General features: G+C 64.5%; 23 protein-coding genes. 19 read left to right on the top strand and 4 right to left on the bottom strand.

What is annotated here, in order from left to right:
- The first annotated feature begins 51 nt into the window (after nt 1-51).
- The 14 genes from glmS (at nt 52) to tsaD (ending at nt 16,354) form a co-directional block, all read left to right on the top strand.
- Nucleotides 52-1,929 carry a glutamine--fructose-6-phosphate transaminase (isomerizing) gene (glmS, locus tag NGB94_RS04010; RefSeq protein ID WP_325789263.1) on the top strand — a complete coding sequence of 626 codons (1,878 nt, stop codon included), beginning with the start codon at nt 52-54 and terminating at the stop codon, nt 1,927-1,929.
- Nucleotides 1,930-1,977: 48 nt separating this feature from the next.
- A complete protein-coding gene (locus NGB94_RS04005) occupies nt 1,978-2,328 on the top strand; it encodes a holo-ACP synthase (RefSeq protein ID WP_325789262.1) in 351 nt (116 codons plus the stop codon).
- Nucleotides 2,329-2,337: 9 nt separating this feature from the next.
- Nucleotides 2,338-3,876 carry an NAD(P)H-hydrate dehydratase gene (locus NGB94_RS04000; RefSeq protein ID WP_325789261.1) on the top strand — a complete coding sequence of 513 codons (1,539 nt, stop codon included), beginning with the start codon at nt 2,338-2,340 and terminating at the stop codon, nt 3,874-3,876.
- 55 nt (nt 3,877-3,931) lie between these two features.
- Nucleotides 3,932-6,118, top strand: coding sequence for a glycogen debranching protein GlgX (gene glgX / locus NGB94_RS03995; RefSeq protein ID WP_325789260.1), 2,187 nt, complete (start codon nt 3,932-3,934; stop codon nt 6,116-6,118).
- The gene (gene treY, locus NGB94_RS03990) at nt 6,115-8,427 is read left to right on the top strand and encodes a malto-oligosyltrehalose synthase (protein ID WP_325789259.1); all 2,313 of its coding nucleotides are present in this window, start codon (nt 6,115-6,117) and stop codon (nt 8,425-8,427) included. The genes glgX and treY overlap by 4 nt, the downstream gene beginning before the upstream one ends.
- Nucleotides 8,421-10,193, top strand: coding sequence for a malto-oligosyltrehalose trehalohydrolase (gene treZ / locus NGB94_RS03985; RefSeq protein ID WP_418910607.1), 1,773 nt, complete (start codon nt 8,421-8,423; stop codon nt 10,191-10,193). Before treY ends, treZ begins: the two co-directional genes overlap by 7 nt.
- Before the next feature lie 48 nt (nt 10,194-10,241).
- On the top strand, nt 10,242-11,288 hold the full coding sequence (gene mgrA / locus NGB94_RS03980) for an L-glyceraldehyde 3-phosphate reductase (RefSeq protein WP_325789257.1): 1,047 nt from the start codon (nt 10,242-10,244) through the stop codon (nt 11,286-11,288).
- A gap of 8 nt (nt 11,289-11,296) precedes the next feature.
- Nucleotides 11,297-11,803 (top strand): GNAT family N-acetyltransferase, encoded by a 507-nt coding sequence (locus tag NGB94_RS03975; protein ID WP_325789256.1) that lies wholly within the window; start codon nt 11,297-11,299, stop codon nt 11,801-11,803.
- Nucleotides 11,804-11,837: 34 nt separating this feature from the next.
- Nucleotides 11,838-13,046, top strand: coding sequence for an alanine racemase (alr, locus tag NGB94_RS03970; RefSeq protein WP_325789255.1), 1,209 nt, complete (start codon nt 11,838-11,840; stop codon nt 13,044-13,046).
- An 8-nt stretch (nt 13,047-13,054) separates the two neighbouring features.
- On the top strand, nt 13,055-13,588 hold the full coding sequence (gene tsaE / locus NGB94_RS03965; protein ID WP_325789456.1) for a tRNA (adenosine(37)-N6)-threonylcarbamoyltransferase complex ATPase subunit type 1 TsaE: 534 nt from the start codon (nt 13,055-13,057) through the stop codon (nt 13,586-13,588).
- A gap of 123 nt (nt 13,589-13,711) precedes the next feature.
- Nucleotides 13,712-14,101 carry a hypothetical protein gene (locus NGB94_RS03960; protein ID WP_325789254.1) on the top strand — a complete coding sequence of 130 codons (390 nt, stop codon included), beginning with the start codon at nt 13,712-13,714 and terminating at the stop codon, nt 14,099-14,101.
- Between the two features lie 5 nt (nt 14,102-14,106).
- Complete coding sequence (gene tsaB / locus NGB94_RS03955) at nt 14,107-14,775, top strand: tRNA (adenosine(37)-N6)-threonylcarbamoyltransferase complex dimerization subunit type 1 TsaB (protein WP_325789253.1); 669 nt, start codon at nt 14,107-14,109, stop codon at nt 14,773-14,775.
- Nucleotides 14,776-14,801: 26 nt separating this feature from the next.
- Nucleotides 14,802-15,281, top strand: a complete 480-nt coding sequence (gene rimI / locus NGB94_RS03950; RefSeq protein WP_325789252.1) for a ribosomal protein S18-alanine N-acetyltransferase — start codon at nt 14,802-14,804, stop codon at nt 15,279-15,281.
- Entirely contained in the window at nt 15,278-16,354 is a 1,077-nt protein-coding gene (tsaD, locus tag NGB94_RS03945; RefSeq protein WP_325789251.1) for a tRNA (adenosine(37)-N6)-threonylcarbamoyltransferase complex transferase subunit TsaD, read from the top strand. Before rimI ends, tsaD begins: the two co-directional genes overlap by 4 nt.
- On the opposite strand, the gene NGB94_RS03940 is transcribed toward tsaD, so the two are convergent.
- Entirely contained in the window at nt 16,302-18,203 is a 1,902-nt protein-coding gene (locus NGB94_RS03940; RefSeq protein ID WP_325789250.1) for a DUF222 domain-containing protein, read from the bottom strand. The two genes, tsaD and NGB94_RS03940, sit on opposite strands and share 53 nt — an antisense overlap.
- A 514-nt stretch (nt 18,204-18,717) precedes the next feature.
- The gene (locus NGB94_RS03935) at nt 18,718-19,866 is read right to left on the bottom strand and encodes a glutamate--cysteine ligase (RefSeq protein WP_325789249.1); all 1,149 of its coding nucleotides are present in this window, start codon (nt 19,864-19,866) and stop codon (nt 18,718-18,720) included.
- Between the two features lie 267 nt (nt 19,867-20,133).
- On the opposite strand from NGB94_RS03935, the gene NGB94_RS03930 reads away from it, so the two are divergent.
- Nucleotides 20,134-20,946 carry a shikimate 5-dehydrogenase gene (locus NGB94_RS03930; protein WP_325789248.1) on the top strand — a complete coding sequence of 271 codons (813 nt, stop codon included), beginning with the start codon at nt 20,134-20,136 and terminating at the stop codon, nt 20,944-20,946.
- On the opposite strand, the gene NGB94_RS03925 is transcribed toward NGB94_RS03930, so the two are convergent.
- Complete coding sequence (locus tag NGB94_RS03925) at nt 20,943-22,169, bottom strand: class I SAM-dependent methyltransferase (RefSeq protein WP_325789246.1); 1,227 nt, start codon at nt 22,167-22,169, stop codon at nt 20,943-20,945. The two genes, NGB94_RS03930 and NGB94_RS03925, sit on opposite strands and share 4 nt — an antisense overlap.
- Before the next feature lie 128 nt (nt 22,170-22,297).
- Between NGB94_RS03925 and NGB94_RS03920 the strand changes: the two genes are divergently transcribed.
- The 3 genes from NGB94_RS03920 (at nt 22,298) to NGB94_RS03910 (ending at nt 24,472) form a co-directional block, all read left to right on the top strand.
- Nucleotides 22,298-22,657 (top strand): DUF6507 family protein, encoded by a 360-nt coding sequence (locus tag NGB94_RS03920; RefSeq protein WP_325789245.1) that lies wholly within the window; start codon nt 22,298-22,300, stop codon nt 22,655-22,657.
- Nucleotides 22,657-23,991: a hypothetical protein gene (locus NGB94_RS03915; RefSeq protein WP_325789243.1), complete on the top strand. Its 1,335-nt coding sequence runs from the start codon at nt 22,657-22,659 to the stop codon at nt 23,989-23,991. Before NGB94_RS03920 ends, NGB94_RS03915 begins: the two co-directional genes overlap by 1 nt.
- Nucleotides 23,992-24,067: 76 nt before the next feature.
- Nucleotides 24,068-24,472: a hypothetical protein gene (locus tag NGB94_RS03910; protein ID WP_325789242.1), complete on the top strand. Its 405-nt coding sequence runs from the start codon at nt 24,068-24,070 to the stop codon at nt 24,470-24,472.
- A 179-nt stretch (nt 24,473-24,651) separates the two neighbouring features.
- On the opposite strand, the gene NGB94_RS03905 is transcribed toward NGB94_RS03910, so the two are convergent.
- On the bottom strand, nt 24,652-24,795 hold the full coding sequence (locus NGB94_RS03905) for a hypothetical protein (RefSeq protein WP_325789241.1): 144 nt from the start codon (nt 24,793-24,795) through the stop codon (nt 24,652-24,654).
- Nucleotides 24,796-24,804: 9 nt separating this feature from the next.
- Between NGB94_RS03905 and NGB94_RS03900 the strand changes: the two genes are divergently transcribed.
- Nucleotides 24,805-25,782 carry a hypothetical protein gene (locus NGB94_RS03900; RefSeq protein ID WP_325789239.1) on the top strand — a complete coding sequence of 326 codons (978 nt, stop codon included), beginning with the start codon at nt 24,805-24,807 and terminating at the stop codon, nt 25,780-25,782.
- Nucleotides 25,783-25,807: the final 25 nt, after the last annotated feature.

The raw sequence follows: 25,807 nt of genomic DNA, 5'->3' as shown, positions 1-25,807 counted from the left end.
CCCGGGGGAGTGTTTACAACCTCAGCGCCTGCTGCCGGTACTCTTAGATGCATGTGTGGAATCGTAGGTTATACCGGCCGCCCGGGCGCTGCCGCAGCAGTGGGGCACAGCGCCCTGGACGTTGTCATGGAGGGTCTCAAGCGCCTTGAATACCGAGGCTATGACTCTGCGGGAGTCGCTGTGCTCACCCCTCTGGGAGTCGACTCCCGAAAGAAATCCGGCAAGCTGGCCAATCTGGTAGCTGAGCTGGATTCCGCACCGCTGCCCGAGGCAACAACCGGTATTGGCCACACCCGCTGGGCTACGCACGGCGGGCCCACCGACGGCAACGCACACCCGCACCTGGCGGACAACGACCGGCTGGCGCTGATCCATAACGGCATCATTGAGAACTTTGCCGAGCTCAAGGAAGAGCTCCTGGCGGCCGGAGCCGTATTCCGCTCCGAAACAGACACTGAAGTGGCCGCCGCACTGCTGGGCAGCATCTACGCCGGCAACGGCGGCGGAGACCTCGCCCTGAGCATGCAGCTCGCCTGCCAGCGCCTTGAAGGAGCGTTTACCCTCCTCGCCGTCCACGCAGACTCCCCGGATACCGTAGTGGCCGCACGCCGGAACTCCCCTCTCGTCGTCGGCCTCGGCGACGGCGAGAACTTCCTGGGCTCTGACGTTTCCGGCTTCATCGATTTCACCCGCCGTGCCGTTGAACTGGGCCAGGACCAGATCGTCACCATCACACCGGACAGCGTCGAGATCACGGACTTCTACGGTGCGCCCGCCAAGGGGACAGAATTCGACGTGAACTGGGACGCCGCTGCGGCCGAAAAGGGCGGCTATGACTCCTTCATGGAGAAGGAAATCAATGACCAGCCCCAGGCTGTCGCCGATACCCTGCTGGGCCGTTCCGACGCAGACGGCCGGCTGACCCTGGACGAACTGCGGGTCAGCCCGGAGGAACTGAAGTCGATCAACAAGATCATGGTCCTGGCGTGCGGCACTTCCGCCTACGCCGGCCAGGTGGCCAAGTACGCCATCGAGCACTGGTGCCGAATTCCGGTGGAGGTCGAGCTCAGCCACGAGTTCCGCTACCGTGACCCGATCGTTGATGCGAACACCTTGATCGTTGCCATCTCCCAGTCGGGAGAGACCATGGACACGCTGATGGCTGTCCGGTACGCCAAGGAACAGGGCGCCAAGGTCCTCGCCATCTGCAACACCAACGGCTCCACCATCCCGAGGGAAGCCGACGCCGTTCTCTACACGCACGCGGGGCCGGAAATCGCCGTAGCGTCCACCAAGGCCTTCCTCGCGCAGATCACCGCAACCTACCTGCTGGGGCTCTACCTGGCGCAGATTCGCGGCAACAAGTTCCAGGGCGAAATCAAGGACATCCTTGCGGACCTGGCCAAGGTTCCCGCCAAGATCCAGCACGTCCTGGACAGTGCCGAGGACATCAAGGAACTCGGCAACCTGATGGCCGGTGCCTCCTCGGTCCTGTTCCTGGGACGCCACGTAGGCTTCCCTGTGGCCATGGAAGGTGCGCTGAAGCTGAAGGAACTGGCATACATCCACGCCGAGGGCTTCGCTGCCGGAGAGCTCAAGCACGGACCGATCGCGCTGATCGAGGAGGGCCAGCCGGTCTTCGTCGTTGTTCCTTCGCCCCGCGGACGCGATTCGCTGCACGCCAAGGTTGTTTCCAATATCCAGGAAATCCGTGCCCGCGGCGCCAAGACCATCGTCATCGCGGAAGAAGGCGACGACGCGGTCAAGGCCTACGCCGTGCATGTCTTCTACGTGCCGGAAACACCGACGCTGCTGGCTCCGCTGCTGACCACGGTTCCGCTGCAGATCTTCGCCTGTGCCCTGGCTACCGCCAAGGGGTACGACGTGGACCAGCCGCGTAACCTGGCCAAGTCCGTCACCGTCGAATAGTCCGCATAATCCGAATAACGTGCCCGCCAAAGGGCCAGGGGGAACACCATGATTGTCGGTATCGGAGTGGACGTGGTGGATGTCCCAAGGTTTGGGCGCCAGCTTGAACGGACGCCGGGGCTGCGGGCCCGGCTGTTCGTCCCGGCTGAGCGTGAACTGAACCTTCGTTCGCTGGCTGCCCGGTTCGCAGCCAAGGAAGCCGTTGCCAAAGCGCTTGGTGCACCGGCGGGCATGAACTGGCAGCACTGCCAGATCGAACTCGACGCAGCCGGGGCGCCGCGCGTACGCGTCGAGGGTACGGTTGCCGCGGCTGCCGAAGCACGCGGCGTACGGGTTTGGCACCTCTCTCTGAGCCACGACGGCGACCTTGCCACTGCCATGGTGGTCGCTGAAGGCTAGTCTGTACGCATGATCAGTGCGTACTCCGGATCAGCGGTCCGGGCGGCCGAGCGTCCCCTTCTGGATGCCGGCGCGGGTGCAGAACTCATGCAGCAGGCCGCCTACGGGCTCTACGCAGCCGCGGCGCGCCTGCTGAAGGAGCGCCGGGGCAGGATTTACGGGGCGTCCTGCGTGGTTCTTGCCGGCGCCGGCAACAACGGCGGCGACGCCCTGTACGCGGGAGTCCGGCTGCTGCGCCGCGGCTGCGCTGCCGCCGCTGTGCTCACCTCACCCTCCGCACACGCCGCCGGCCTGGCCGCGTTCCGTGCCGAAGGCGGGCGGGTACTCGAACTCAGCGAAGACACGGCAGACTCGCTGCTGCGGCTCTGTGAAGAAGCCGACCTGGTCCTGGACGGAATCCTGGGAACCGGCGGCAAGGGCGGGCTGCGGGAACCGTCAGCCCGGCTGGCTGCCCTGGCACCGGCGCGGCAGCGGCGCGGACTGGCTCCCGCCGTCGTCGCCTGCGACCTTCCCAGCGGCATTGACGCGGACACAGGGCAGGCGCCCGGCCCGCACCTGAGCGCAGACCTGACAGTAACTTTTGGTGCGCTGAAAAACGGACTGGTTGCCGGCCCGGGCGCCGAAGCCGCCGGACGCATCGAACTCGTGGACATCGGGATCACCCCATACCTTGGAACACCTGACGTGCAGCGGCTGCTGGCCCCGGACATCGCTGCCCTGCTTCCCCGTCCCGCAGCCGGGGACCAGAAGTACAGCCGCGGAGTACTTGGCATCGCGGCGGGATCGGACACCTATCCCGGGGCTGCTGTGCTGGCTACCGGCGCAGCGCTTGCAACAGGGACCGGCATGGTGCGGTACCTGGGACCGGAACCGGTTCGCCGGCTGATCAACCAGGCGCATCCAGAGGCCGTCTGCGCGGACAGCACCGTTCCGCTCACCCACGTGCAGGCCTGGGTGGCCGGACCCGGGGCAGGCACAGACGAGGCGCAGCGGCGCCGGGCCGTGGACGCGATGGCCTCCGGACTGCCGTGCGTGATCGACGCCGATGCGCTCTCCGCCGTCCAGCCGGGTCTGGGCGAACAGGTGATCCTCACCCCGCATGCCGGGGAAATGGCGGCGCTGCTGAACCGGCTGGGCGAGAAAGCGGAGCGGGAAACCGTGGAGTCCGATCCGCTCACGTGGGTGCGGAAAGCCGCCGAGCTGACCGGTGCTACCGTCCTCCTCAAGGGGTGGGCAACGCTCGTGTCTGCCCCGGGCGGCCCCGTCTACAGCCAGGCCGAAGCAACGCCCTGGCTGGCCACCGCAGGCAGCGGCGACACACTCTCCGGCATCCTCGGGGCGATGCTCTCCACCTCCCGGACGCCTTCGCCCGGTTCGGGGTACTACGCCCGCGTGGCAGCGGCGGCGGCAAGCATCCACGGCAGGGCCGGAAGTCTCGCAGCTGAACAGGGTCCGGTCCAGCCCTCCCTTCTCCCGGAGGCCATTCGCGGGGTGGTCTCCGCTATGGAACAGTGGCGTCCCGGCCCCGGTGAAGCTGGCATACTGTAGAAAAGTAAGCAGGCATAGTATTTTGCCTGCCACCCACCGCAGCGAGGAGCTTTGAATGGAAGTGTGGCCCGGAGATGCCTACCCGTTGGGAGCAACTTACGACGGAAACGGCACGAATTTCGCTCTCTACAGCGAGGTGGCAGAATCCGTAACTCTCTGCCTGTTCGACGACGACGGCACGGAGACGTGCGTCGCGCTCACGGAAGTGGACGGCTATGTGTGGCACTGTTATCTGCCCCATGTAGTTCCGGGGCAGAAGTACGGCTACCGCGTGGACGGACCGAACGACCCTGAACAGGGCAACCGCTGCAACCCCAGCAAGCTGCTGCTGGATCCCTACGCCAAGGCCGTATCGGGGCAGGTGGACTGGAACCAGTCCCTGTTCGGCTACAACTTCGGCGACGAAGACTCCCGCAACGACGACGACTCGGCACCCCACATGATGAAGGCCGTGGTGGTCAACCCGTTCTTCGACTGGGACGGCGACCGGCGTCCGCGCACGGAGTACCACCAGTCCGTGATCTACGAGGCCCACGTCAAGGGCCTCACCCAGCAGCACCCGGAGGTTCCCGAGGAACAGCGCGGGACCTACGCCGGAATTGCGCACCCTGCCGTGATCGCACACCTGCAGAAGCTTGGCGTGACCGCCCTGGAACTGATGCCGGTGCACCAGTTCGTGAATGATTCAACCCTGCAGGAAAAGGGCCTTTCAAACTACTGGGGCTACAACACCATCGGCTTCTTCGCCCCGCAGAACACCTACGGCTCCACCGGAGAGGATGGACAGCAGGTCCAGGAGTTCAAGGCCATGGTCAAGGCCCTGCACGCGGCCGGCATCGAAGTGATCCTGGACGTGGTCTACAACCACACCGCCGAAGGCAACCATCTGGGCCCCACCCTCTCCTTCCGCGGCATCGACAACGCGGCGTACTACCGGCTGGTGGAGGACGACAAGCGCTACTACATGGACTACACGGGCACCGGCAATTCCCTGAATGTCGGCAACCCGCACTCCCTGCAGCTGATCATGGACTCGCTGCGCTACTGGGTGACGGAAATGCACGTAGACGGCTTCCGTTTCGACCTGGCTTCCACTCTGGCCCGCGAGTTCTACGATGTGGACAAGCTCTCCACGTTCTTCGAGCTGGTGCAGCAGGACCCGGTAGTCTCCCAGGTCAAACTGATCGCTGAGCCATGGGATATCGGCCCCGGCGGCTACCAGGTGGGCAACTTCCCGCCGCAGTGGACGGAATGGAACGGCAAGTACCGGGACACCGTCCGGGACTTCTGGCGCGGCGAGCCTTCGACACTGGGTGAATTCGCGTCCCGCATCACGGGTTCGGCGGACCTTTACGAGTCCTCGGGGCGCCGTCCGGTGGCCTCCATCAACTTTGTCACGGCCCACGACGGGTTTACCCTGCGGGACCTGGTCTCCTACAACGAGAAGCACAACGAGGCCAACGGCGAAGACAATAACGACGGCGAGTCCCACAACCGTTCGTGGAACTGCGGCGCGGAGGGCCCCACTGACGACCCCGAAGTCCTCTCCCTGCGCGCCCGCCAGCAGCGCAACATACTGGCCACGCTGCTGCTCTCCCAGGGCGTTCCGATGATTTCCCACGGCGATGAGCTGGGCCGTACCCAGAACGGCAACAACAACGGCTACGCACAGGACTCTGAGCTGACCTGGATCAACTGGGAAAACATGGACGCACCGCTGATGGAGTTCACGGCCGCGGTGAACAAGCTGCGCGCAGAACACCCCACGTTCCGGCGCCGCAAGTTCTTTGACGGACGGCCGGTTGAGCGCGGCGAGGAAGACGTCCTGCCGGACATCGTCTGGCTCAATGACGACGGCACGCCCATGAAGCCTGAAGACTGGGACAGCCAGCTGGGCCGGTCCCTGGGTGTGTTCCTGAACGGGCAGGGAATCAGAGGCAACGACCGCCGCGGACAACCCATTACCGATGACAGTTTCCTGCTGTACTTCAACGCCGACGACGACGCCGTGACTGTCAACCTGCCGCCGCAGGAATACGGTGATCTCTGGGACCTGGTCATCGACACTGCCGGTGAAGGGGCGGACGGGGAGCCAATCGGCAGCGACGGCAAGCTGCAGGTCGCGGCGAAGTCCATGATCGTGCTGCGGGTCCACCCGCAGGAGGAAGAAGTCCACGACCATTCAGTCGCGGCTTCCCTTGCGGCGCTGGCCGGGGCAAAGACCCGGGAGAGCACCGTATGAGGGCGCCCCGCTCTACGTACCGGCTGCAGCTGCACGAGGGATTCACCCTGCACGACGCCGCCGCCCTTGTTCCGTATCTGAAGGACCTGGGCGCGGACTGGGTCTATCTCTCACCCATCCTGACCGCGGAGCGGGGCTCTACCCATGGTTACGACGTAACCGATCCCTCTGCCGTGGATCCGGCACGCGGCGGGCCGGAAGGCCTAAAAGCGCTTGCTGATGCCGCCCATGAGGCCGGCATGGGAGTGCTGGTTGATATTGTTCCCAACCACATGGGCGTAGCCACTCCGGCAGCCAACCGCTGGTGGTATTCAGTGCTGCAGGAAGGACGGCAATCGCGCTATGCCGAAGCCTTCGATATCGACTGGGAGGCAGCAGCGGGGCGGCTGAGGCTGCCGGTACTGGGAGAAAACAGCGATGCCCTGGAGGACCTGCGCATTGAGGACGGCCAGCTGCACTATTACGAGCAGTCGTTTCCCATCGCGGACGGAACCTTCAGTCCGGGCGATACGCCCCGGGAGGTGCATGACCGCCAGCATTATGAATTGGTGAGCTGGCGCCGCGCGGACGACGAACTTAACTACCGCCGGTTCTTTGGAGTCAACACACTCGCCGGTGTCCGGGTGGAAGTTCCGTGGGTCTTTGATGAGACCCACGCCGAGATTGGGCGCTGGTTCCGGGAGGGCCTGGTGGATGGCCTGCGGATTGACCACCCGGACGGCCTGGCAGATCCCGCGGGGTATCTGGAACAGCTCGGTGAGCTGAGCGGCGGGGCCTACGTCCTCGTGGAGAAGATCCTGGAACCCGGCGAAAAGCTTCCCGGGCGCTGGCCGGTGGCCGGAACCACCGGCTACGACGCGCTCGCCGAGGTGGACCGGCTGTTCGTTGACCCGCAGGCAGCCGCGCTGCTCACGGACGCGTCCGACGCCGAACCCTACCGGCACATGATCCATGACACCAAGCGGGCTGTTGCCGACGGGCTGCTGCATTCCGAAGTCCAGCGCCTGGTACGCCTGCTGCCCCGGGACTCCGGATTGGATCCAGCCACGGCCGCGGACGCGATTGCCGAGCTGCTGGCCTGTTTCCCTGTCTACCGAAGCTACCTGCCCGACGGCGCTGCTTACCTCGAGGAGGCCGCGCTGAACGCCCGGGTGCGCCGGCCCGACCTTGAACCGGCCTTCGAGCTGCTGCTGCCGCTGCTGCGCGGAGATAGAGCCGGGACTACGGGTTATCTGGATGAACTGCCCGTGCGGTTCCAGCAGACCTCGGGCATGGTCATGGCGAAAGGCGTGGAGGACACGGCTTTCTACCGTTACTCCCGGCTAACGTCCCTCAACGAGGTTGGTGCTGATCCCTCGCTTTTCGCCCTTGAACCGCATGACCTGCACCTGGCCATGCTCGTGAGGCAGCAGGACGCGCCGCTCGCCATGACCACTCTCAGCACCCATGACACGAAGCGGAGCGAGGACACCCGGGCCAGGATCAGCGTCCTGTCCGAGATCCCGCAGCGATGGTCAGAGGCCGTCACCGAGCTGGAGGAGCTGCTGCCGCTGGGAGACCGTCCACTGGCGGACCTGCTGTGGCAGGCACTGGCTGGAACCTGGCCGCTGGAACGCGAGCGCGCCCACGCGTACGCGGAGAAAGCCGCACGGGAAGCAGGGCAGAGCACCACCTGGACGGCGCCGGATGAGGCCTTCGAGAAACAGCTTCACGCCCTGGTGGATGGTGCATATGACCACCCCGAAGCCAATGCGATCCTGGTCTCCGTGGCTGAACGCATCGGTTCCGCAGGCCGGTCCAACGCCCTGGGCGCCAAACTCGTGCAGCTGACCATGCCAGGCGTCCCGGATGTCTACCAGGGGACAGAGTTGTGGGACCACTCCCTGGTGGACCCGGACAACCGGCGCCCGGTGGACTACTCGCTCCGCACGGCAGCCGCCGCTGCGGAGGCGGGCACACCGGTACCCGTTGATGCATCGGGGGCTGCCAAGTTCCACGTCACCCGTGAGGCCCTGCGCCTGCGGCGGGACCGTCCCGAGTTGTTCACCGGTTACTCGGCGGTGGGAACCGAAGGACCGGCCGCGGAGCACGTGTTCGGTTTCGACCGGGGCGGGGCCCTCACGCTGGTGACCCGTCTTCCCCTGGGACTCGAAGCTTCCGGCGGCTGGAGGGGAACTCTCGTTCACCTGGCGCCGGGAACCTACGTCGACCGGCTGACCGGCAGGCGCCATGAAGGCGGGAGCGTTGAAGCCGCAGACCTGTTCCAGCACTATCCCGTGGCGCTGCTGGTACGTCAGGAGGCATCGTGAGCACTGTATTCAGCGTATGGGCACCGCAGGCCCGCACCATGAGGCTCCTGGCCGGTGGGCGGGAAACGGCCATGGACGCCGGCGAAGACGGGTGGTGGCATGCATCCCCGGTGGTCGTGGAACCCGGCGGCACGAACATTGACTACGGCTACCTGATCGATGACGCCACGACTCCGGTGCCGGATCCGCGGTCCCGCCGCCAGCCGGAAGGTGTCCATGGCCTCTCCCGGACTTTTGATCCGTCCGGTTTCCGCTGGACGGACTCAAACTGGGTCTCTCCGGGCATGGCCGGGGGAGCGATCTACGAACTGCATATCGGTACCTTCACGCCCGAAGGTACGCTGGACGCTGCCGCCGCGAAGCTGGGCTACCTCGCTGACCTGGGCATACAGTACGTGGAACTGATGCCGGTCAATGCGTTCAACGGCACCCACAACTGGGGTTACGACGGCGTGCTCTGGTATGCGGTCCACGAAGCCTACGGCGGACCAGAGGCTTACCAGCGCTTCGTTGACGCCGCGCATGCCCACGGGATCGGAGTCATCCAGGACGTCGTCTACAACCACCTGGGTCCCAGCGGCAACTATCTGCCGCTGTTCGGTCCTTACCTTCAGCAGGGCAGTGCCACCTCGTGGGGCGATTCGCTGAACCTGGACGGACCGCTGTCCGACCACGTTCGCCGGTACGTCCTGGACAACCTCGAAATGTGGTTCCGGGATTACCATGTGGACGGCCTCCGGCTGGATGCAGTCCATGCCCTGCGGGATGAGCGGGCGCTCCATATCCTGGAGGAAATGGCGGCACTTACGGACGATCTCGCAGCTGAGCTGGGAGGGGCCCTGTTCCTGATCGCTGAGTCGGACCTGAACGATCCGCGGATGATTACGCCGCGGAACCTCAATGGCTACGGCATTGCGGGGCAGTGGTCAGATGACTACCACCACGCGGTACACAGCAACCTCACGGGGGAAACCCAGGGGTACTACGCTGACTTCGACTCACTCGAGGCAATCGCGAAGGTGATCACCGACGGGTACTTCCACGACGGAGGCTATTCCTCCTTCCGCGCCCGCAGCCACGGCCGGCCGCTGGACAAGTCAGTGATCACCCCCCGCCAGCTGGTGGTCGCCGTCCAGAACCACGACCAGATCGGCAACCGGGCCGCCGGTGACCGCAATACGGCTGTGCTGGGCTACGACCAGCTTGCGCTCGCTGCCGTCCTGAACCTGGCGTCGTCGAACACTCCCATGATCTTCATGGGTGAAGAATTCGGTGCCTCAACCCCGTGGCAGTTCTTCACCTCCCACCCCGAGGAGGCCCTTGGCCGGGCTACGGCGGAGGGACGGCTGGCGGAGTTCGCCAGGATGGGCTGGGACCCGTCCCTGGTTCCCGACCCACAGGACCCGGATACGTTCGCACGGTCCAAGCTGGACTGGTCCGAAGTGGGCAATGACGGGCATGCCAGGCTGCACCGGCTGTACCGGGACCTGCTGGCCCTGCGCCGCACGGTGCCGGAACTGACTGAACCCGATTTCCGGAACATCAGCGTGGATTTTGACGAGATCTCACGCTGGCTGACCATTCACCGCGGGAACGTCATCGTGGCGCTGAACTTCGCGGATTCAGCGCGCGAGCTCCCGATTCCCCTTGTCGGCGAGGCACAGGTGCTGCTGGAGACTGCCCCTATCCTGACCTTCGACGGCGCTGTGGAGCTTCCAGGCTTCGGTTCGGCGATTCTATCCGGCACCCGGACGGCGCCGAACTGACATGCCCGCTTCCACTACTACCCCGGACACCGATGGCAGGATGGATCCATGACGTACACTCCCGCAGAAGACCGCTACGAAACCATGCCCTACCGCCGCGTTGGCCGCAGCGGACTGCAGTTGCCCGCCGTTTCACTCGGGCTGTGGCACAACTTTGGGGACGACGTCCCGTTCGAGAACCAGCGCGCCATTCTGCGCCGGGCCTTCGACCTGGGGGTCACGCATTTTGACCTCGCCAACAACTACGGGCCGCCTTACGGCAGTGCGGAAACCAATTTTGGCCGGCACATGAAGGATGATTTCCGGCCTTTCCGCGACGAGCTCGTCATTTCCAGCAAGGCCGGGTATGACATGTGGCCGGGCCCCTACGGCAACTGGGGTTCCCGCAAGTACCTGCTCTCGAGCCTGGACCAGTCCCTGGAACGGATGGGGCTGGACTACGTGGACATCTTCTACAGCCACCGTCCTGACCCGGAAACCCCGCTGGAAGAGACCATGGGTGCGCTGGACACCGCGGTGCGTTCCGGCCGGGCCCTGTACGCGGGCATCTCCTCGTACTCGGCGGAGAAGACCGTTGAAGCAGCACGCATCCTGCAGGAAATGGGGACCCCGCTGCTCATTCACCAGCCTTCCTACTCCATGCTCAACCGGTGGGTGGAGCAGGGCGATCCGAACCTCTTCCAGGCACTGGAAGAGACCGGCGCAGGGTCCATTGCCTTCTCCCCGCTCGCCCAGGGGCTGCTGACCAACAAGTACCTCGGCGGTGTACCGGAGAATTCACGTGCCGCGGCCGGCAAATCGCTGGATCCCTCCCAGCTCTCTGAGGAGAACCTGGACCGGGTGCGCGGACTGAACCGCATCGCCGAGTCCCGCAGCCAGACCCTGGCCCAGATGGCGATCGCCTGGGTGCTGCGCACTCAGCGCAACGGCGTCTCCATCACTTCTGCCCTGGTGGGCGCCTCCAGCGTCCGGCAGCTCGAAGACAGCCTGGCGGCCGTGCAGAACCTGGACTTCACGGACCAGGAGCTTGCGGACATCGACACCTTTGCCCAGGACTCGGACATTAACCTCTGGGCTGCCGCCCTGGACGCCTGAGCACAGCGGTGGGGATAGGTATCCGCGAAGCGGACGCTGCAGACTGGCCGCAGATCTGGCCGCTGATGGAACCGATCGTCCGGGCCGGTGAAACGTACTGCTGGGACCGGGACATGACAGAAGACGATGCGCGGGACGTTTGGCTGGAGGAACGTCCCGCGTACGTCTACGTCGCCGAGGAAGCGGGGCAGATTCTCGGCACGGCCCAGCTGCACCCCAACCGGGCAGGCGGCGGCAGCCATGTGGCCAACGCATCGTTTATGACTGCTGCACCGGCCAGCGGACGCGGCGTCGCCCGGACGCTCGCCGCGCACGTGCTGGAGCAGGCTGCAGCGCAGGGTTACCGCAGCATGCAGTTCAATGCGGTGGTCCAAACCAACGAGCGAGCGGTGGCCCTGTGGGAGTCCCTGGGTTTTAGGATTCTCGCCACAGTTCCGGACGCTTTCCGGCACCCGGTGCACGGGTTCACCGGCCTGCACATCATGCACAAGGACCTCGAGGAACACCGCCGGTGATTCCCTGCCGGGTCCGCAGTGACAGAATGGACCCGTGAATTACCTCGAAACTGTCCCCGCGGCGGAGCGCAGCGCCGTCGTCGATCTTGCCGCGATCCGGCACAACGTCCGCCACCTGGCCGAAATTGCCAAGCCCGCCCGCCTGATGGCGGTGGTCAAGGCTGATGCCTACGGCCACGGTGCGCTGGAAGTGGCCCGTGCCGCGGTCGACGCCGGAGCCTCCTGGCTCGGGACAGCGCACATTTCCGAGGCACTGGCCCTGCGCACGGCGGGAATCTCCACGCCGGTGATGGCCTGGCTGCACACCTCGGACAGTGACTTCTCCGCTGCCATCGCTGCGAACATCGACATCGGTGTCTCCGGCTGGGAGCTCGAGGCAGTGGTAGCCGCGGCACGTGACCTCGAAGTCCCGGCCCGGGTGCACCTGAAGATCGACACCGGCCTGGGCCGCAACGGCTGCCCGGAAGAACTCTGGGAATCCTTTGTGGGCGCGGCCCTGGCCTACCAGGAGGAGGGCCTGCTGCGGGTGGTGGGCATCTTCTCCCACCTGGCCGTCGCAGACGAGCCGCGCCGGATGGAAACCGACGAACAGCTGCAGAAGTTCCGCGAAGCGGTAGCCGTTGCCGAGGACGCCGGGGTGGACCACGAAGTGCGGCATATCGCCAACACCCCGGCAGTCCTGTCCCGGCCCGATTCACACTTCGACCTGGTCCGGGTGGGACTGGGCATGTACGGGCTGTCGCCGTTCCCCGGCCAGAGCGCCGAAGAGCTGGGACTCATCCCTGCCATGACGCTCAAGACCACCATCGCCAACTGCAAGGAAGTGCCGGCAGGCCAGGGCGTTTCCTACGGTCTGCACTACCGCACTGCCGAACCCACCACGCTCGCGCTTGTTCCGGTTGGCTACGCCGACGGCATTCCGCGCGTCGCGACCGGCGGGCCCGTTATGGTCAACGGCGAGGTTTTCCCTGTGGTGGGCCGGATCGCCATGGACCAAATGGTCATAGACCTTGGCCGTACCGGGGTGGCCGGAACTCCGGATTCTTTCCTGGGCAGGGAAGCGGTGCTCTTTGGGCCGGCAGGGTTCCCCAGCGTTGATGAGTGGGCGCAGGCCAGCGGTTCCATCAACTACGAAATCATCACCCGGATCAGTGGCCGCGTCACGCGCAGCTACGTCGACTCCGGTGCCGCCGCTGATGCTGTCGTAGCCCTCGAGCCGGATTCCGAGGCGGTGCTTCCGTGACCACCGGTATGGAAGCGCCGGTCTGGGAGCGCGACTACAGAACTTCCAGTGCTGCCCAGACGCAGGATCTGGCCCGCGCTCTTGGTGCTTCCCTGCGGGCCGGGGATCTGCTGCTGCTGACCGGGGAGCTGGGTGCGGGCAAAACGACGTTTACGCAGGGTCTGGGGGAGGGGCTGGGAGTCCGGCCGGGGATCATTTCTCCCACATTTGTCCTCGTCCGTATCCACCCGTCACTGGGCAGCGGGCCGGACCTGGTGCACGTGGACGCCTACCGGCTTGAATCTGCCGGCGAAATTGATGACATCGACCTGGAGAACACCATGGACACGTCTGTGACCGTGGTGGAGTGGGGGCGCGGTCTGGTGGAGCATCTGTCCGACAGCCGGCTGGAAATCACCCTGCTGCGTGCCACCGGTGGAGCTGCCGGCGGTTCCGGGGAACTGGTCACCGACTTCTCTGTGGAGGACGACGACGAGGAGCGCACCATCCGGATCACCGGGTACGGTCCCCGCTGGGAGTCAGCTCCTCTTCCCATTCCCTGACCCGGCGTAGGCGATCTCCGGTCTCCCGCCACCCCTTCAGGCCGCGGAAGATACGATAAAACCCAACCTGACGCCGCGTCCTAGGCGGTGGCGTCGGAGGGACCGGACCGAAAGCCAGGTTCAATGGGATTTCTGCTGGGGCTGATCCTGAGCCTTGTGGTGCTCGCCATGGGGTGGCGCGCCTATACCGGCCGATGGCGTACGTGGGTGGGGCACCCCGGGCTCCTGCCGAAGGTAAAGGCCTACCCCGCCCTGGGCATGCTCTACGGGGGCATTGGACTGCTGACCGGTACTCTGCTGTGGGACATGGACGGCGATTCCCTGCCCCGTCCCCTCCTCGCAGCGCTGCTGATACTTGTGCTCGGCGGAATCTGGACGTTCCTGATGAGCCTGGTGTGGCTGCCGCGCTTTATGGTTCCCCACTGGGTCAAAGTGGCTGAGGACGTCAGGGATTCCCGAACACCCGGCGGCTTGCTCCGCGAAACGGGAGCATCGGGCGACGGCGTAAACTGAACACCGTGCTTATCCTCGCCATCGATACCTCCGCCATTGCCAGTGCGGCACTTCTGACCGGTGAGGGGGAAATCCTCGCGGAGTTCGCTACGGAAGATACCCGATCCCATGCCGAAGTCCTCGCCCCCGGCATTTCGAGGCTCCTGGAAGAAGCGGGTGTAAGCGGAGCCCAGATCGATGCGCTGGTTGTCGGCGTCGGACCCGGTCCTTTCACCGGTCTCCGCTCGGGCATCGCGACAGCTCGAACCCTTGCCTTTGCCTGGAACAAACCACTGCACGGAGTCATGAGCCTGGATGCCATTGCTGTAGACGCTGCCCTGGATGCCTGGCGGGCCGGCGTGGATGAGTTCGTCGTGGCCACTGATGCCCGGCGCAAAGAGGTCTACTGGGCCCGCTACCGCAGCACCGGAGGAACACCGGAACTGCTGGACGGCCCCCACGTTACCTCTCCGTCTGAGGTTCCGGAGCTGCCGGCCTATGGCGCCGGTAGCGGCCTGTATCCGGATGTCCTGCATGCGGTGCAGGACTTTGCCCGTGCCCAGCCGACTGCTGCAGCGCTGGGGCGCACCGCCGTCGTACGTCTGGTCCGTGGCCTGGACCTGCGTCCGGATCTGCCGCTTTATCTGCGTGAATCCGACGCGAAGGTTCCCGGTCCGCGGAAGCGAGCGCTGTGAACGGGCAGCTTCCGGCCATCCGGCCCATGACGGAAGAGGATATTCCTGCCGTCGACGCGCTGGAGAAGGCGATGTTCCCCGTTGATGCCTGGCCCACGGAGATGTTCTATGACGAGCTCCGCCAGCGGGACACCCGCGCCTACTACGTGGCTGAGGCGTCCGACGGCACCGTCATCGGGTATGCGGGGCTGATGTGCGTGCTGCCGATTGCGGATGTCCAGACCATCGCCGTCGATGCTGCCCACGAAGGTTCGGGTACCGGGTCCCGGTTATTGGCCACCCTTATCGATGAGGCGAAAGTCCGCGGTGCTGATGATGTGCTGCTGGAAGTGCGTGCCGATAATCCCCGTGCGCAGCGGCTTTACCGCTGGTTCGGGTTTGAACAGATCCATGTCCGTCCGCGCTATTACCGGGATGGAGCCGACGCGCTGATTATGCGTCTGGAGCTTTCCTCCTGGCATGGTGCTCCGCCGCGCGAAACCAAACAAGTGAAGGACTTCCAATGAACTGCACCGAACCTCTGGTGCTTGGCATCGAATCCTCCTGCGACGAGACCGGCGTCGGAATTGTCCGCGGAGACGCCCTGCTGACGAATGCTGTGTCTTCTTCCATGGAGGAGCATGTCCGTTTTGGCGGCGTCATTCCGGAGATCGCTTCCCGTGCTCACTTGGACGCCTTTGTTCCTACGCTGCGCCAGGCTCTTGACGAGGCCGGCGTCACGCTGGAAGACATCGATGCCATTGCTGTGACGTCCGGTCCTGGTCTTGCCGGTGCCCTGATGGTTGGTGTTTGCGCTGCCAAGGCTCTTGCCGTTGCTACCGGCAAGCCGCTCTATGCGATCAACCATCTGGTTGCCCATGTCGGTGTTGGTGTTCTGGACGGCGGCAAGCTTCCGGAGAATCTTGGTGCGCTGCTGGTTTCCGGCGGGCATACCGAGATTCTTCGTGTTGGTTCCCTGACTTCGGATGTCCAGCTTCTCGGTTCCACCATCGATGATGCTGCCGGTGAGGCCTATGACAAGGTCGCCCGCATTCTGGGTCTGGGGTATCCGGGTGGTCCTGCTATCGACAAGCTTGCCCGCCAGGGCGATCCGAAGGCTATCCGTTTTCCCCGCGGTCTGACCCAGCCCAAGTACATGGGCACGGCTGAGGTTCCCGGTCCGCACCGGTATGACTGGTCCTTCTCGGGATTGAAGACTGCCGTTGCCCGTTGTGTCGAGCAGTATGAGGCTGCCGGCCAGGAGCTTCCGGTTGCGGATATCGCTGCGTCTTTCCAGGAGGCAGTTGTGGATGTCATTACGTCCAAGGCTGTTCTTGCCTGTACTGAGCAGGGGATTACGAACCTTTTGCTTGGTGGTGGCGTCGCTGCGAACTCCCGGCTTCGTGAGCTGACTGCCGAGCGTTGTGCTGCTGCCGGTATTTCGCTGCGTGTTCCTCCTATCCGTCTGTGCACCGACAACGGTGCAATGGTTGCTGCTTTGGGTGCGCAGATAGTGATGGCGGGCGGCGAGCCTTCCGGTGTCGAATTCACTCCCGATCCGTCCCAGCCTGTGACGAGTATTCACCTTCCTGCTGCCTAGCGGAGGACGCCTGTCGCCTAGGTGAAGGGCGGACCTGCGGGCAGTGGGTGTGGTGGCTGGCGCCGCCGGGTGTCTGCTGCCCGTCGCATGCCAGCCACTTCGCGTAGTGCCGAAGGGCGAGGGAGTCGGACCTAGAAGGGCGGTGGGTCGCCACCTGCGTCGAGGCTCTTCCTTTTCTGGCTCTGCCGCGGGATCCGTAGTCCCGTTGCCTGCCCGGCCGGGACGTAATCCAAGGTCGGGTCGGTGGCGTAGGTGCGTCCGGCGGGGGAGTCCCATTCGACGGTTCCGGGTTTTGGTTGGCGTGCTTTCCAGTGCCCGAGCGTCTTGAACCGGTGGTGTTTGGGACAGAGGTGTTCCAGGTTCGAGTGGTCTGTTGGCCCGTGTGGTCGATCTCTGCGTGGGTCACGCTCACTGAACATCCGGGGAAGCGGCAGGTTCCGTCCCGTGCCTGGAGCCAGCGTTTGAGGCCTGCTGGGATGCGGCGGGTTCGTCCCACGTTCAGAATCTCGCCGGTGGCGGGGTCCTGGAGCAGGGGCGTCCAGTGCAGGGCCTCAAGAATCACGGTCCGTGCGGTTTCGGCGCTGATGGGTCCGTAGCCGTTGAGTTCTGCCGGGTTCTCGTTGAGTCCCGCGAGGGTGTCGGCGTTGATCAGGACCATGACTTCCGTGCTGACTTTAGAGCGGTTCTGGTTCCGATTGCGGTGCCGTTCGGCCCGCCGGGGATGCTTGCCTTTCCGCCTGGTGCCGCGGAGTGAGTCCGCCGGGATATCCGTGGGTTCGGCTTTCCCCGAGCCGGTGCCCGAGCCCGAGGCCGGGCCCGCAGCCGGGCCCGCATTGCCAAACGATACAGAGGCAGCTGACTGAGCCTCCAATGAGGACCCGGGTGTGTTTCCTGGAGTGAGAGTGTCGGTGGATAGGGCCGCGGGTTCCCCTTCGAGGAGCAGCTCGGTGAGGGTGTCGGCGCGGAGTTGGTCCATGGTGCGGGGGTCTCCGGCCCGTTTGCCGGCTTTCGCGGCACTGGTGAGGGCGGCGAACATGGCTTGGCCCTTTTCCGCGGCGATGATCGCGCTGAGGCAGGACATACCATCGGGCAGGGGCTGGAACATGACCCGGCGTTTGTCCTTGGCCTCCCGGTGCCGGACCGGAATCAGATCTGGGAAGCGGGATTCGCGGAGCCTGCGGGCCCGCCGGCCGAATCCGGCAGCAGTCCTGCCTTCAGCTTCCGCGAGCAGATCGCGTTCAAAGGCATTACGGACACTGAGCGCTTCGGCATCACCTGGTGCATCGGCATCGGCATCGGCATCGGAGCCGTTCACGTTATCTGGGTCCGGTTCATGGAGGCCGAGTTCCAGTTGTTCTGAGTCGTCGTTTGATGGATCCGCAGCAGGACTGTCGAGGCCGGCAACCGCCCCCGCTTCCGGAATGTCAGGGACGTTGGCGGGTAGGTTGTGGGTTTCTTCGAGGATGATCCGGGCGTGCTGGAGGCCGATCTTCCCCTCGGCCAGACGGTCAAGAGTGTCCGGCGCCTCAGTACACAGCCGGGTGGATTCACTGATGAGCTGCATCGCGGTCATGTGCGGAATGTTCAGGACAGTGGAAGCCTCCGCAGCAGCAAGACTCATAGCCAGGGCTGGTTCTTCCCTGCCGGATGCTTCGGCAATATCCCGGGCGAAAAGCACTTCCAGACGGGCAGCGACACGTGCCTGCTGCGCCTGCGCCCAAGACACCAGCATGCCCAGACGCTGCAGAGCGGAGACGGTTTCCTCATAACCCAGACGGTCGGCGCCGCGGAACGACAACCGCCCGGCAAATCCCTCGGGAAGGGACGACACCGACGAGTCATCAGCCACCGCCGGATCGGCACAGAACACGGATCCGGAAGAGTTAGAGGAATCGGGATGCGGGCCAGACGGGTTCCTGGCATGAGACTCAGTCGGGTTACCAGCATGAGGCTCCGACGGCTTACCGTCATAAGCCTCATTCGGCTCACCAGGACGAGGACCAGACGAGGCACCGGTACCCGGGCGAGCGAAGGATTCGGCACCCGCTTCTACACCGGGTCCAGCCCCCGGCACGCCGCAACGTTCCCGGTCAGCTGACCGGGAGAACGGTGTGTCCGAGGAACGGTTCATGCCCCTAACACTGTCAGCTGCCACCGACATTTCAGGGCCTAAATCGGCCCTTTTCAGGACCACCAATTACCGGTGATTTACCCGCTTTTCCGAGGCGCGAAACGGAAGGTTACGGGCCTGTCTAATGCAGAGGAGAAAGGGGGGGGGGCTGGCTAAGCCGGACCGATGCTTACGTCCTGCCGGAAACCAGCCAAACCTGGGCACCACGAGCCGAACCAGCCAAACCGAAAAGCTAGCCTTCGCCGCGCAGCTGCCGAACGCCGTCGTGCACCACAGCACGGAGGTCACCACCGTTGGCCTCGGCAACCCGCCGCTGGCGCTGGTAGCCGGCACCACGCTCGATAATGCCGGCAACATCAGCAAGTTCAGCACTGCAGCCAAGCTTCTCGGCTACAGGAGCCAGACGGGGAAGCACATCTTCGAGCAGGTGCTCAGTGACCAGCTTCTCGTTGCCGGCAGCATCCAGAATGATGATGGCATCAAGGCCGTAGCGGGCGGCACGCCACTTGTTCTCCTGCACATGCCACGGAGGCATGGTCGGAATGGTTCCGCCGTTGTCCAGAATCGTAGAGAACTCATCGACAAGGCACTGGGTCAGGGCAGCAATGGCACCAATATCGGTGGGCGTGGAGAGACCGTCGCAAACCCGCATCTCAATTGTTCCCAAAGCAGGAACCGGACGGATATCCCAACGGATCTCACTGATCGAATCGATAACACCGGTGGTGAACATGTCCTGGACGTAGGACTCGTACTCGTCCCAGGAGCGGAACTGGAACGGCAGTCCTGCGGTGGGAAGCTGCTGAAACATCAGGGCGCGCTGCGATGCATAGCCGGTATCGTCACCGGACCAGAACGGAGAGGAAGCCGAAAGCGCCTGGAAGTGCGGGAAATAGTTCACCAAACCGTCCAGGACGGGAAGGACCTTATCCCGGGAGTCCAAACCAACGTGGACGTGAACACCGTAAATCAGCATCTGCTGGCCCCACCACTGGGTGCGGTCAATGAGCTTGGCGTAACGCTCTTTGTCAGTCACCGGCTGGGACCGGGGAGTGGCAAACGGATGGGTACCGGCGCAGAACAGCTCCACGTTCATGCGGTCGGTTACCCGGCGGACAGCGTCCATGGACCGGGCGAGGTCGGCTTTGGCTTCGGCCACCGTTGTGCAGATTCCGGTAACAAGCTCGACTGTGTTTTCAAGCAGCTCCTGCTTGATATGGGGGTGTTCCTCATCCGCACTCAGCGACGGGTCGTCCTCGTTGACTGCGCGCAGGACTTCATCGGCGACTGAAACCAGGTCACCGGTCTCCCGGTCGACCAAAGCCAGTTCCCATTCGACGCCAAGCGTCGACTGCGCCGAGGACGCAAACTCAATCTTCAATACATCTCTCCTGCTGTGTGCGTACCTAATAGACCATTCCGGTTCCGCACCCTTGCGTTTGAGAACCCGGTTCAATCCTAGCCCCGCGCCGGCAGGCGCGGTTCCACCGCCGCTTGAAGGGCCCAGCCCGACGGCGGCACCCTGGGAATGCGGCCGGGGGCCGACGGCGGGACCTGGGGAAGCGGCCCAACCAGCGCCGCTGCCCAACCAGCGGACCCGGCACCGTCATGCTCCCGCTTCCGGGCGGCCGCACGCGATAATGGTCCAATGCCGATCCTGAACAAAGACATGACCCTGTGCATCTCCCTGGCCGCCCGCCCGAGCAACATCGGCACCCGGTTCCACAACTACCTCTACGAACAGCTCGGACTGAACTTCATCTACAAGGCCTTCGCGCCCGCAGACCTGGCCCAGGCAGTCGCAGGCATTCGGGGCCTGCCCATCCGCGGCGCGGCAGTCTCCATGCCGTACAAGGAAGAAGTCATTGCGCTGGTGGACCGGATGGATCCCTCCGCAGCAGCGATTGACTCCGTGAACACCATCGTGAATGACGACGGCGTGCTCACCGCCTACAACACCGACTACCTCGCCATCGCACGGCTGCTGGCAGACCACGAGGTCTCCCCATCCAGCTCAGTGCTGCTGCGCGGCTCCGGCGGCATGGCCAAAGCCGTGGCTGCTGCACTGCGCGACGCCGGATTCGGAGACGTCACCATCGTGGCCCGGAATGAAGGCACCGGACGGGCCCTGGCAGACCTGTACGGCTTCAACTGGGCCCCGGAACCAGGCGAAGCAACAGCAGACCTGCTCATCAACGTGACGCCCCTGGGGATGGCCGGAGCCGACGAGGACGTCCAGTCCTACGAAAACGAAACCATTGCCGCCGCGCAGACGGTGTTCGACGTCGTCGCGCTTCCCTCGGAAACACCGCTGATCCGTGCCGCCCGTGCTGCCGGCAAGAAGGTCATCACCGGCGCAGAAGTCATCGCGATCCAGGCCGAGGAACAGTTTGTGCTCTACACCGGGGTCCGTCCCACACCCGAACAGGTGCGCGAAGCCAGCGAGTTCTCCCGCAGCTAGCCTTCCACCGGTGAAGAAACAGGCTCGACGACGATCGCCACACGGTCCTCACCAATCCGGGTGAGGACCAGGGTGGCCTTGTTCGAGCCCTTGCCGGTGCCGGTCAGCAGCTGCTTGCGCAGCTCCTCGGGAGTGACGGCCATGCCGCGCTTCTTGATGTCCAGGACCCCGATGCCATTGGCACGGACCCAGGCCTTCAGCGCCTTGACGTTGTAGGGACGCACCTCCAAGATCCGGTAGGCACGGGCAAACGGCGTCTCCATCAGTTCCGGCGACGCGATGTAGGCGATCTGCGGATCGAGCAGGTGCCCGCCCAGGGAACGCGCGACGTCGGCCACCAGGCCCGCACGGATCACCGCGCCGTCGGGCTCATACAGATAACCCTCAGCCGGACCAACCCGCACATCCTGGGCTCCCGGTACATAGTCCTCATGGGAGGTCAGCTCCGCGGCGCCGGACGCACCAATCACCAGCGCGGCACGGCGGATGCCGGGACGGCGCAGCTCATTGAACCAGAGCGAGGCCTCAGTGACGTCCCCGCCGACGGACACCCACTGGACTTCGCAGCCCGCCGGAATCGACTCATGCGGGATACCCGGCCCGAGCTTCACGCCAACGGGCATGCCTCGCTCGGCAAGGGACTCCACGAAGGACAGGGGAGGGGAGAAGGCTTCCGGATCGAAGATACGGGAGGTTCCCGACGTCGACGTGGTGCGCCGGGCGGGATCCAGCCACACGCCGTCGAACCCGGTGAGGTCAAAGGACTCAGCATCGCCCTGCACCACTTTCGCCTCCGGCCACGGCATGAGGTTGATGGTTGCGACGGCGGCGGTAATCTCATCGAGCTCGACGGCCGTCACCTGACGGTCCAATGTGGCCAGGGCGAGGGAATCAGCTCCGATTCCACAGCCCAGGTCAGCAACCTTCTCCAGACCTGCTTCCTGGTAGCGCTGGGCGTGCAGCGCTGCGACGTTCAGCCGGGTGGCCTGCTCCAGGCCAGCGGGAGTGAACAGCATGTGCTCCGCGAACGGTCCGAACTTGGCGCGGGCCTTCATCCGCAGCTTTGCCTGGGTGAGGACGGCGGCCACCAGCTCGGGTGAGTGCCCGGCCTTGCGCAGATCGGTGTTCAGTTTCAGGGACTCGGATTCAAGATACGGGCCGAGCGAGTTGAGCAGTGCCCAGCCTTCGGGGGTCAGGACGTGGGCAAGGGAAGTGTCGGGCATGCTTACAAGCCTAGTTCTTCCGGTGCAGTGCGGGTTAGGCGGCCTTCCACGGGGCGGGAGCATGGGTACTTCTCCCCATCGCGCACCCCGGACTGTTTCATTTACAGTCACAGGGTCCGCAATGAACTATGGGGGAAGAATTGGCTCTGCCCGGTTATGACATATCAGTAGAAGCGTGCCGTGGAATTCTAAACAGGGTAGGGACTGATCCAGGCCCTGAAACCGCACATACCCAGCTCAGTGCTGCAGTCGACCAGGTCCTGGGGACGATGTCGAGTCCCGCCATCGCCGCTGCTCTGACCGATCTGTGGAACGACACACTCCATCTGCAGTGTGAAGCCGCCCAAACCCGGACGGCCAACGCGGTAAACGGCGTAGGAAAAGCAGTCAGCGCATACATCGCCGGTGACCTGCAGATGGCCGAGGAAGCCCGGCTCGCTGCGGTGGAGGTGCCTTCCCTTGAACTTGATGATGTAAAGAGCTTCTGATGCTGGATATCTCAGGACTGCAGAACTGGGTGGATGCCGAGGCCACCCAAACGGGCGCGGAAGCACTCCGAACCGCCGGCGAGGCGTTCCGGGATGCAGTCCAAAACCAGGAAACGGCGTGGGACGGGCTCTCAGGCTGCTACGACGCACCTGAACGGGAGGACATCCTCGGTGTCTTCAGGAACGTCACTCCGCACTCGGAACTTGTGGAATCAGCAAGCGCCCAGGCCGCGTCTGCGCTAACGGACTTCGCGGACCAGGTAGCCGCACTGAACATCCTGCGACGGGACCTACTGGCACGGGTTGCCGCATTTGGTCCTCCGGCCTGCACCCCGGAAGATCCGGACGGCAGCCTCCAGGACTTTCAGCGGCTGGTGCTCCAGACAGAGATTGACAGGCTTGCCCGCAGTTATCAGGAAGCGGAAGAAACATGTGCCGCCGCTCTGAAGAACGTTAGCGGGCACAAACCCGGCCTGGCAGGATTCCTGGCCGGTCCAAACTTTGGGCTTGTTGCTGCTGCGGCTGACAACATCATGGGAGTACATACCTTCCGGCGCGTCACGGTCGAAACCATCCGTGAGGTACCCATGCCGGCCTTGGAACGGCGCTTCACCCCGCTACTTGGATCCTTTGACCGGCTCACTGGCCCGGAGCAACTGGGTCACCGCTGGCTCTGGGAGGACGGCCGGTGGATTTCTGTTCATTCACCCCTGCACCCTGATGCAGGCATTACGCGCCGCCAGCGGTTTACCGAGGAGATTTACCGCACGGTTCGCGAGTGGCGCCCTGAGGTAAACCGGAGCATGTACAACCGGTCCGAGTGGTACCGGACACGCGTCGACGCCCGGCCTGACCGCTGGCACGTTCCGGATCCGCAGACTCCCGGCTGGGCGGAGACGCCTAACTCCCTGAAGGGGATCAAGGTTGGTGGCGCCGTCCTGACCACTGCGATGGCCGGGTTCACCTTCATGGACAACAGGGCAGAGAACCACAACCAGCTGTTGCAGGACAACCCGGAAATGAGTGACACCGAGCGGGACTTCCGGGCCAGTGAGATGGCTGCTGTGCAAACGGGCACTTCCGTCGTAATCGACGTTGGAGCAGGTGTCGCCGGTGCTGCGGTCGGCACGATGATTGGCGGTCCCTTGGGCACCGTGATCGGGTTCGGGGTTGGCATGGGCATATCCTGGCTGACGGATGCCGGAAGCGACGGCAACAGCGTCAAGGACAGAGTCTCTGATGTGGCCTTGGATTTCTACGACAAGGCAAAGGACGGAGTTTCAGCCGGACTCGAGGCTGCAGGGGACGCCTGGGACAGATTGTGGGGGAAATGAATCTCCGGCCTAGTGTTGGAGCACGAGTCTGCGATCTCCCGCCTCGTGGAATCCAGCCAGAGAAGGACGTTGCATTGTGAGTGATTCGTTGGTTTTCGGAATCTTGGCAGGACTGGGGCTTTTCCTGCTCCTCTGCGGGGTTATGGTGCACTTGAAACGTTGGCTGCGGCTCCTGCTCATGAACGGACTGTTTCCGGGGCAGCCAGCCCTGGCGACCACGTGGCTCGGGTTATCACTTTGCCTGCTGGGCGCGGGTGGCCTAGTGGGGATGGACAGGTTGCCGGATTCGGTATCAGGTCTCCTGGGACTGATCTTGTTCCCTGCCATGGTGGCGGGCGTGATCGGAATGTTCTGGTATCCAATGTTCCTGCGGCCCCGCTGGATGCGCCGTGACGCAGAGCTGGAGGCCAAAGGCGAAGACCTGTTCGCCAAACGCTTCCTTCAAGGGCAGGGCCAGCCGTCAGACGGGCAGCAGCAGTGAACGGCGGGCTCACATCCGATGTCGCCGCAGGGCTCCTTATACCCCGGCCCGAAAGCTGGGAACAGCTGGATGGGCCGGCAGGCAGCGTTGTGCTGGCCCATCCGCCTGTCCCCGAAGGGCACTTCCGCCCGAACCTTGTTCTGCGCCGGAGCGGCTCAGACCCCGTTTCACTGCCCCGGCTATCCACTGCTGCGCTCGCGGGCACACTTGTCCTTCCAGGAACGCACATCATCTCCAGCGAGCTGTGGCATCAGCAGCTGGAACCACAGGGGCCCCTGGTCGAAGGCCGTCAGCAGCGCTTCGTCAGAGTGGCGGAGGGACAAGTCGTATGTGTGGACCGCTGGCTTTTCAGCGACACCAAGGGTTCGCTGGAAGCCACGGCAAGCTATGCGCTCGAACAGCACACGGGAATGCGCCTACTGTTCGAAGATATGGTCTTCCAAATGCGCCGTGCAGCTCCGCCCGCAGCGGGAGCCCCGGCTTCTCCGACCGGTGCGGAGCCGCGGTTCGACTCGACAGCTTCGCGGCTGCTCCAGACAGCTGCTGAGGATCTGGTGCCGCTCCGGACCGAGCAGGAGCACCACGCGAGCGGACAGGTCATTGGCCCGGAAAGCCTTAGCCTGCTGCTGTCCATGGCAAACCGGGATGCGCTGGGGCGGTTCGACGCCGCCGGCGCCCGGGAATCCGTGGCACAGCTGAAGGACCTTGGGCTCCTGGACGGCCGGCGGCTGACTCCGGAAGGAAAGAAATTTGTCCAGCCGCTGCGTGGGCTGCAGGCACAGTTCACTGTCAGCGCTGTCGGTCCGGACGGCTCCACCGGCATGGACGCCTGGCTGGGCGCCGGTGCGGCTTTGGTGGCCGCCGGTCCTGCTGCTTCTGCTCTGCAGACCACGGTCATTCCTTCTGGAAGCTGCGAGCTGCTGAGTATTGATGCTGCAGCGCTGCCCGTCTTTCTGGCGAAATGGCTTCCTCTGGTTCCGGCCTGGACCGTGGGCCAATACCCGCTGCGGCTGGCCGGCGACCTGTTTGAGCGCCGGCTCAACGAGGGCTCCGCCGTCGAGCCTCCCGAAGGACTCGGGGAAGCCGAAGCGCGGATGTGGGCCCAGCCCTGGGTTGGCTGGAACGTTGAGCATGTGCACAGCGGCAGGAGGCTGGGCTGGGTCACGGCAGGTCAAGCGGGACCTTTCCTCGCGACTGCCGATCCGGGCAACGGCGATGTGGTTCTCGAACCCGAGCCTGTGTCGGCGGTTTGGGACACGTTGGTCAATTTCATCCTTGCGGCAGCCCAGGGAGCATTCAGCCCGCGGTAGGCGGACCCGCCACAGGCACGCCAGC

Source organism: Arthrobacter koreensis (genome assembly GCF_035792275.1).
GTDB classification, from domain to species: Bacteria; Actinomycetota; Actinomycetes; order Actinomycetales; family Micrococcaceae; genus Arthrobacter_B; species Arthrobacter_B koreensis_A.
This window is presented reverse-complemented; position numbering and strand designations above follow the sequence as displayed.

Coding starts and splice junctions, on each gene's coding strand:
- glmS (WP_325789263.1), top strand. CDS start 52: ATGTGTGGAATCGTAGGTTATACCGGCCGCCCGGGCGCTGCCGCAGCA.
- NGB94_RS04005 (WP_325789262.1), top strand. CDS start 1,978: ATGATTGTCGGTATCGGAGTGGACGTGGTGGATGTCCCAAGGTTTGGG.
- NGB94_RS04000 (WP_325789261.1), top strand. CDS start 2,338: ATGATCAGTGCGTACTCCGGATCAGCGGTCCGGGCGGCCGAGCGTCCC.
- glgX (WP_325789260.1), top strand. CDS start 3,932: ATGGAAGTGTGGCCCGGAGATGCCTACCCGTTGGGAGCAACTTACGAC.
- treY (WP_325789259.1), top strand. CDS start 6,115: ATGAGGGCGCCCCGCTCTACGTACCGGCTGCAGCTGCACGAGGGATTC.
- mgrA (WP_325789257.1), top strand. CDS start 10,242: ATGACGTACACTCCCGCAGAAGACCGCTACGAAACCATGCCCTACCGC.
- tsaE (WP_325789456.1), top strand. CDS start 13,055: ATGGAAGCGCCGGTCTGGGAGCGCGACTACAGAACTTCCAGTGCTGCC.
- NGB94_RS03960 (WP_325789254.1), top strand. CDS start 13,712: ATGGGATTTCTGCTGGGGCTGATCCTGAGCCTTGTGGTGCTCGCCATG.
- rimI (WP_325789252.1), top strand. CDS start 14,802: ATGACGGAAGAGGATATTCCTGCCGTCGACGCGCTGGAGAAGGCGATG.
- tsaD (WP_325789251.1), top strand. CDS start 15,278: ATGAACTGCACCGAACCTCTGGTGCTTGGCATCGAATCCTCCTGCGAC.
- NGB94_RS03930 (WP_325789248.1), top strand. CDS start 20,134: ATGCCGATCCTGAACAAAGACATGACCCTGTGCATCTCCCTGGCCGCC.
- NGB94_RS03925 (WP_325789246.1), bottom strand. CDS start 22,169: ATGCCCGACACTTCCCTTGCCCACGTCCTGACCCCCGAAGGCTGGGCA.
- NGB94_RS03920 (WP_325789245.1), top strand. CDS start 22,298: ATGGGGGAAGAATTGGCTCTGCCCGGTTATGACATATCAGTAGAAGCG.
- NGB94_RS03915 (WP_325789243.1), top strand. CDS start 22,657: ATGCTGGATATCTCAGGACTGCAGAACTGGGTGGATGCCGAGGCCACC.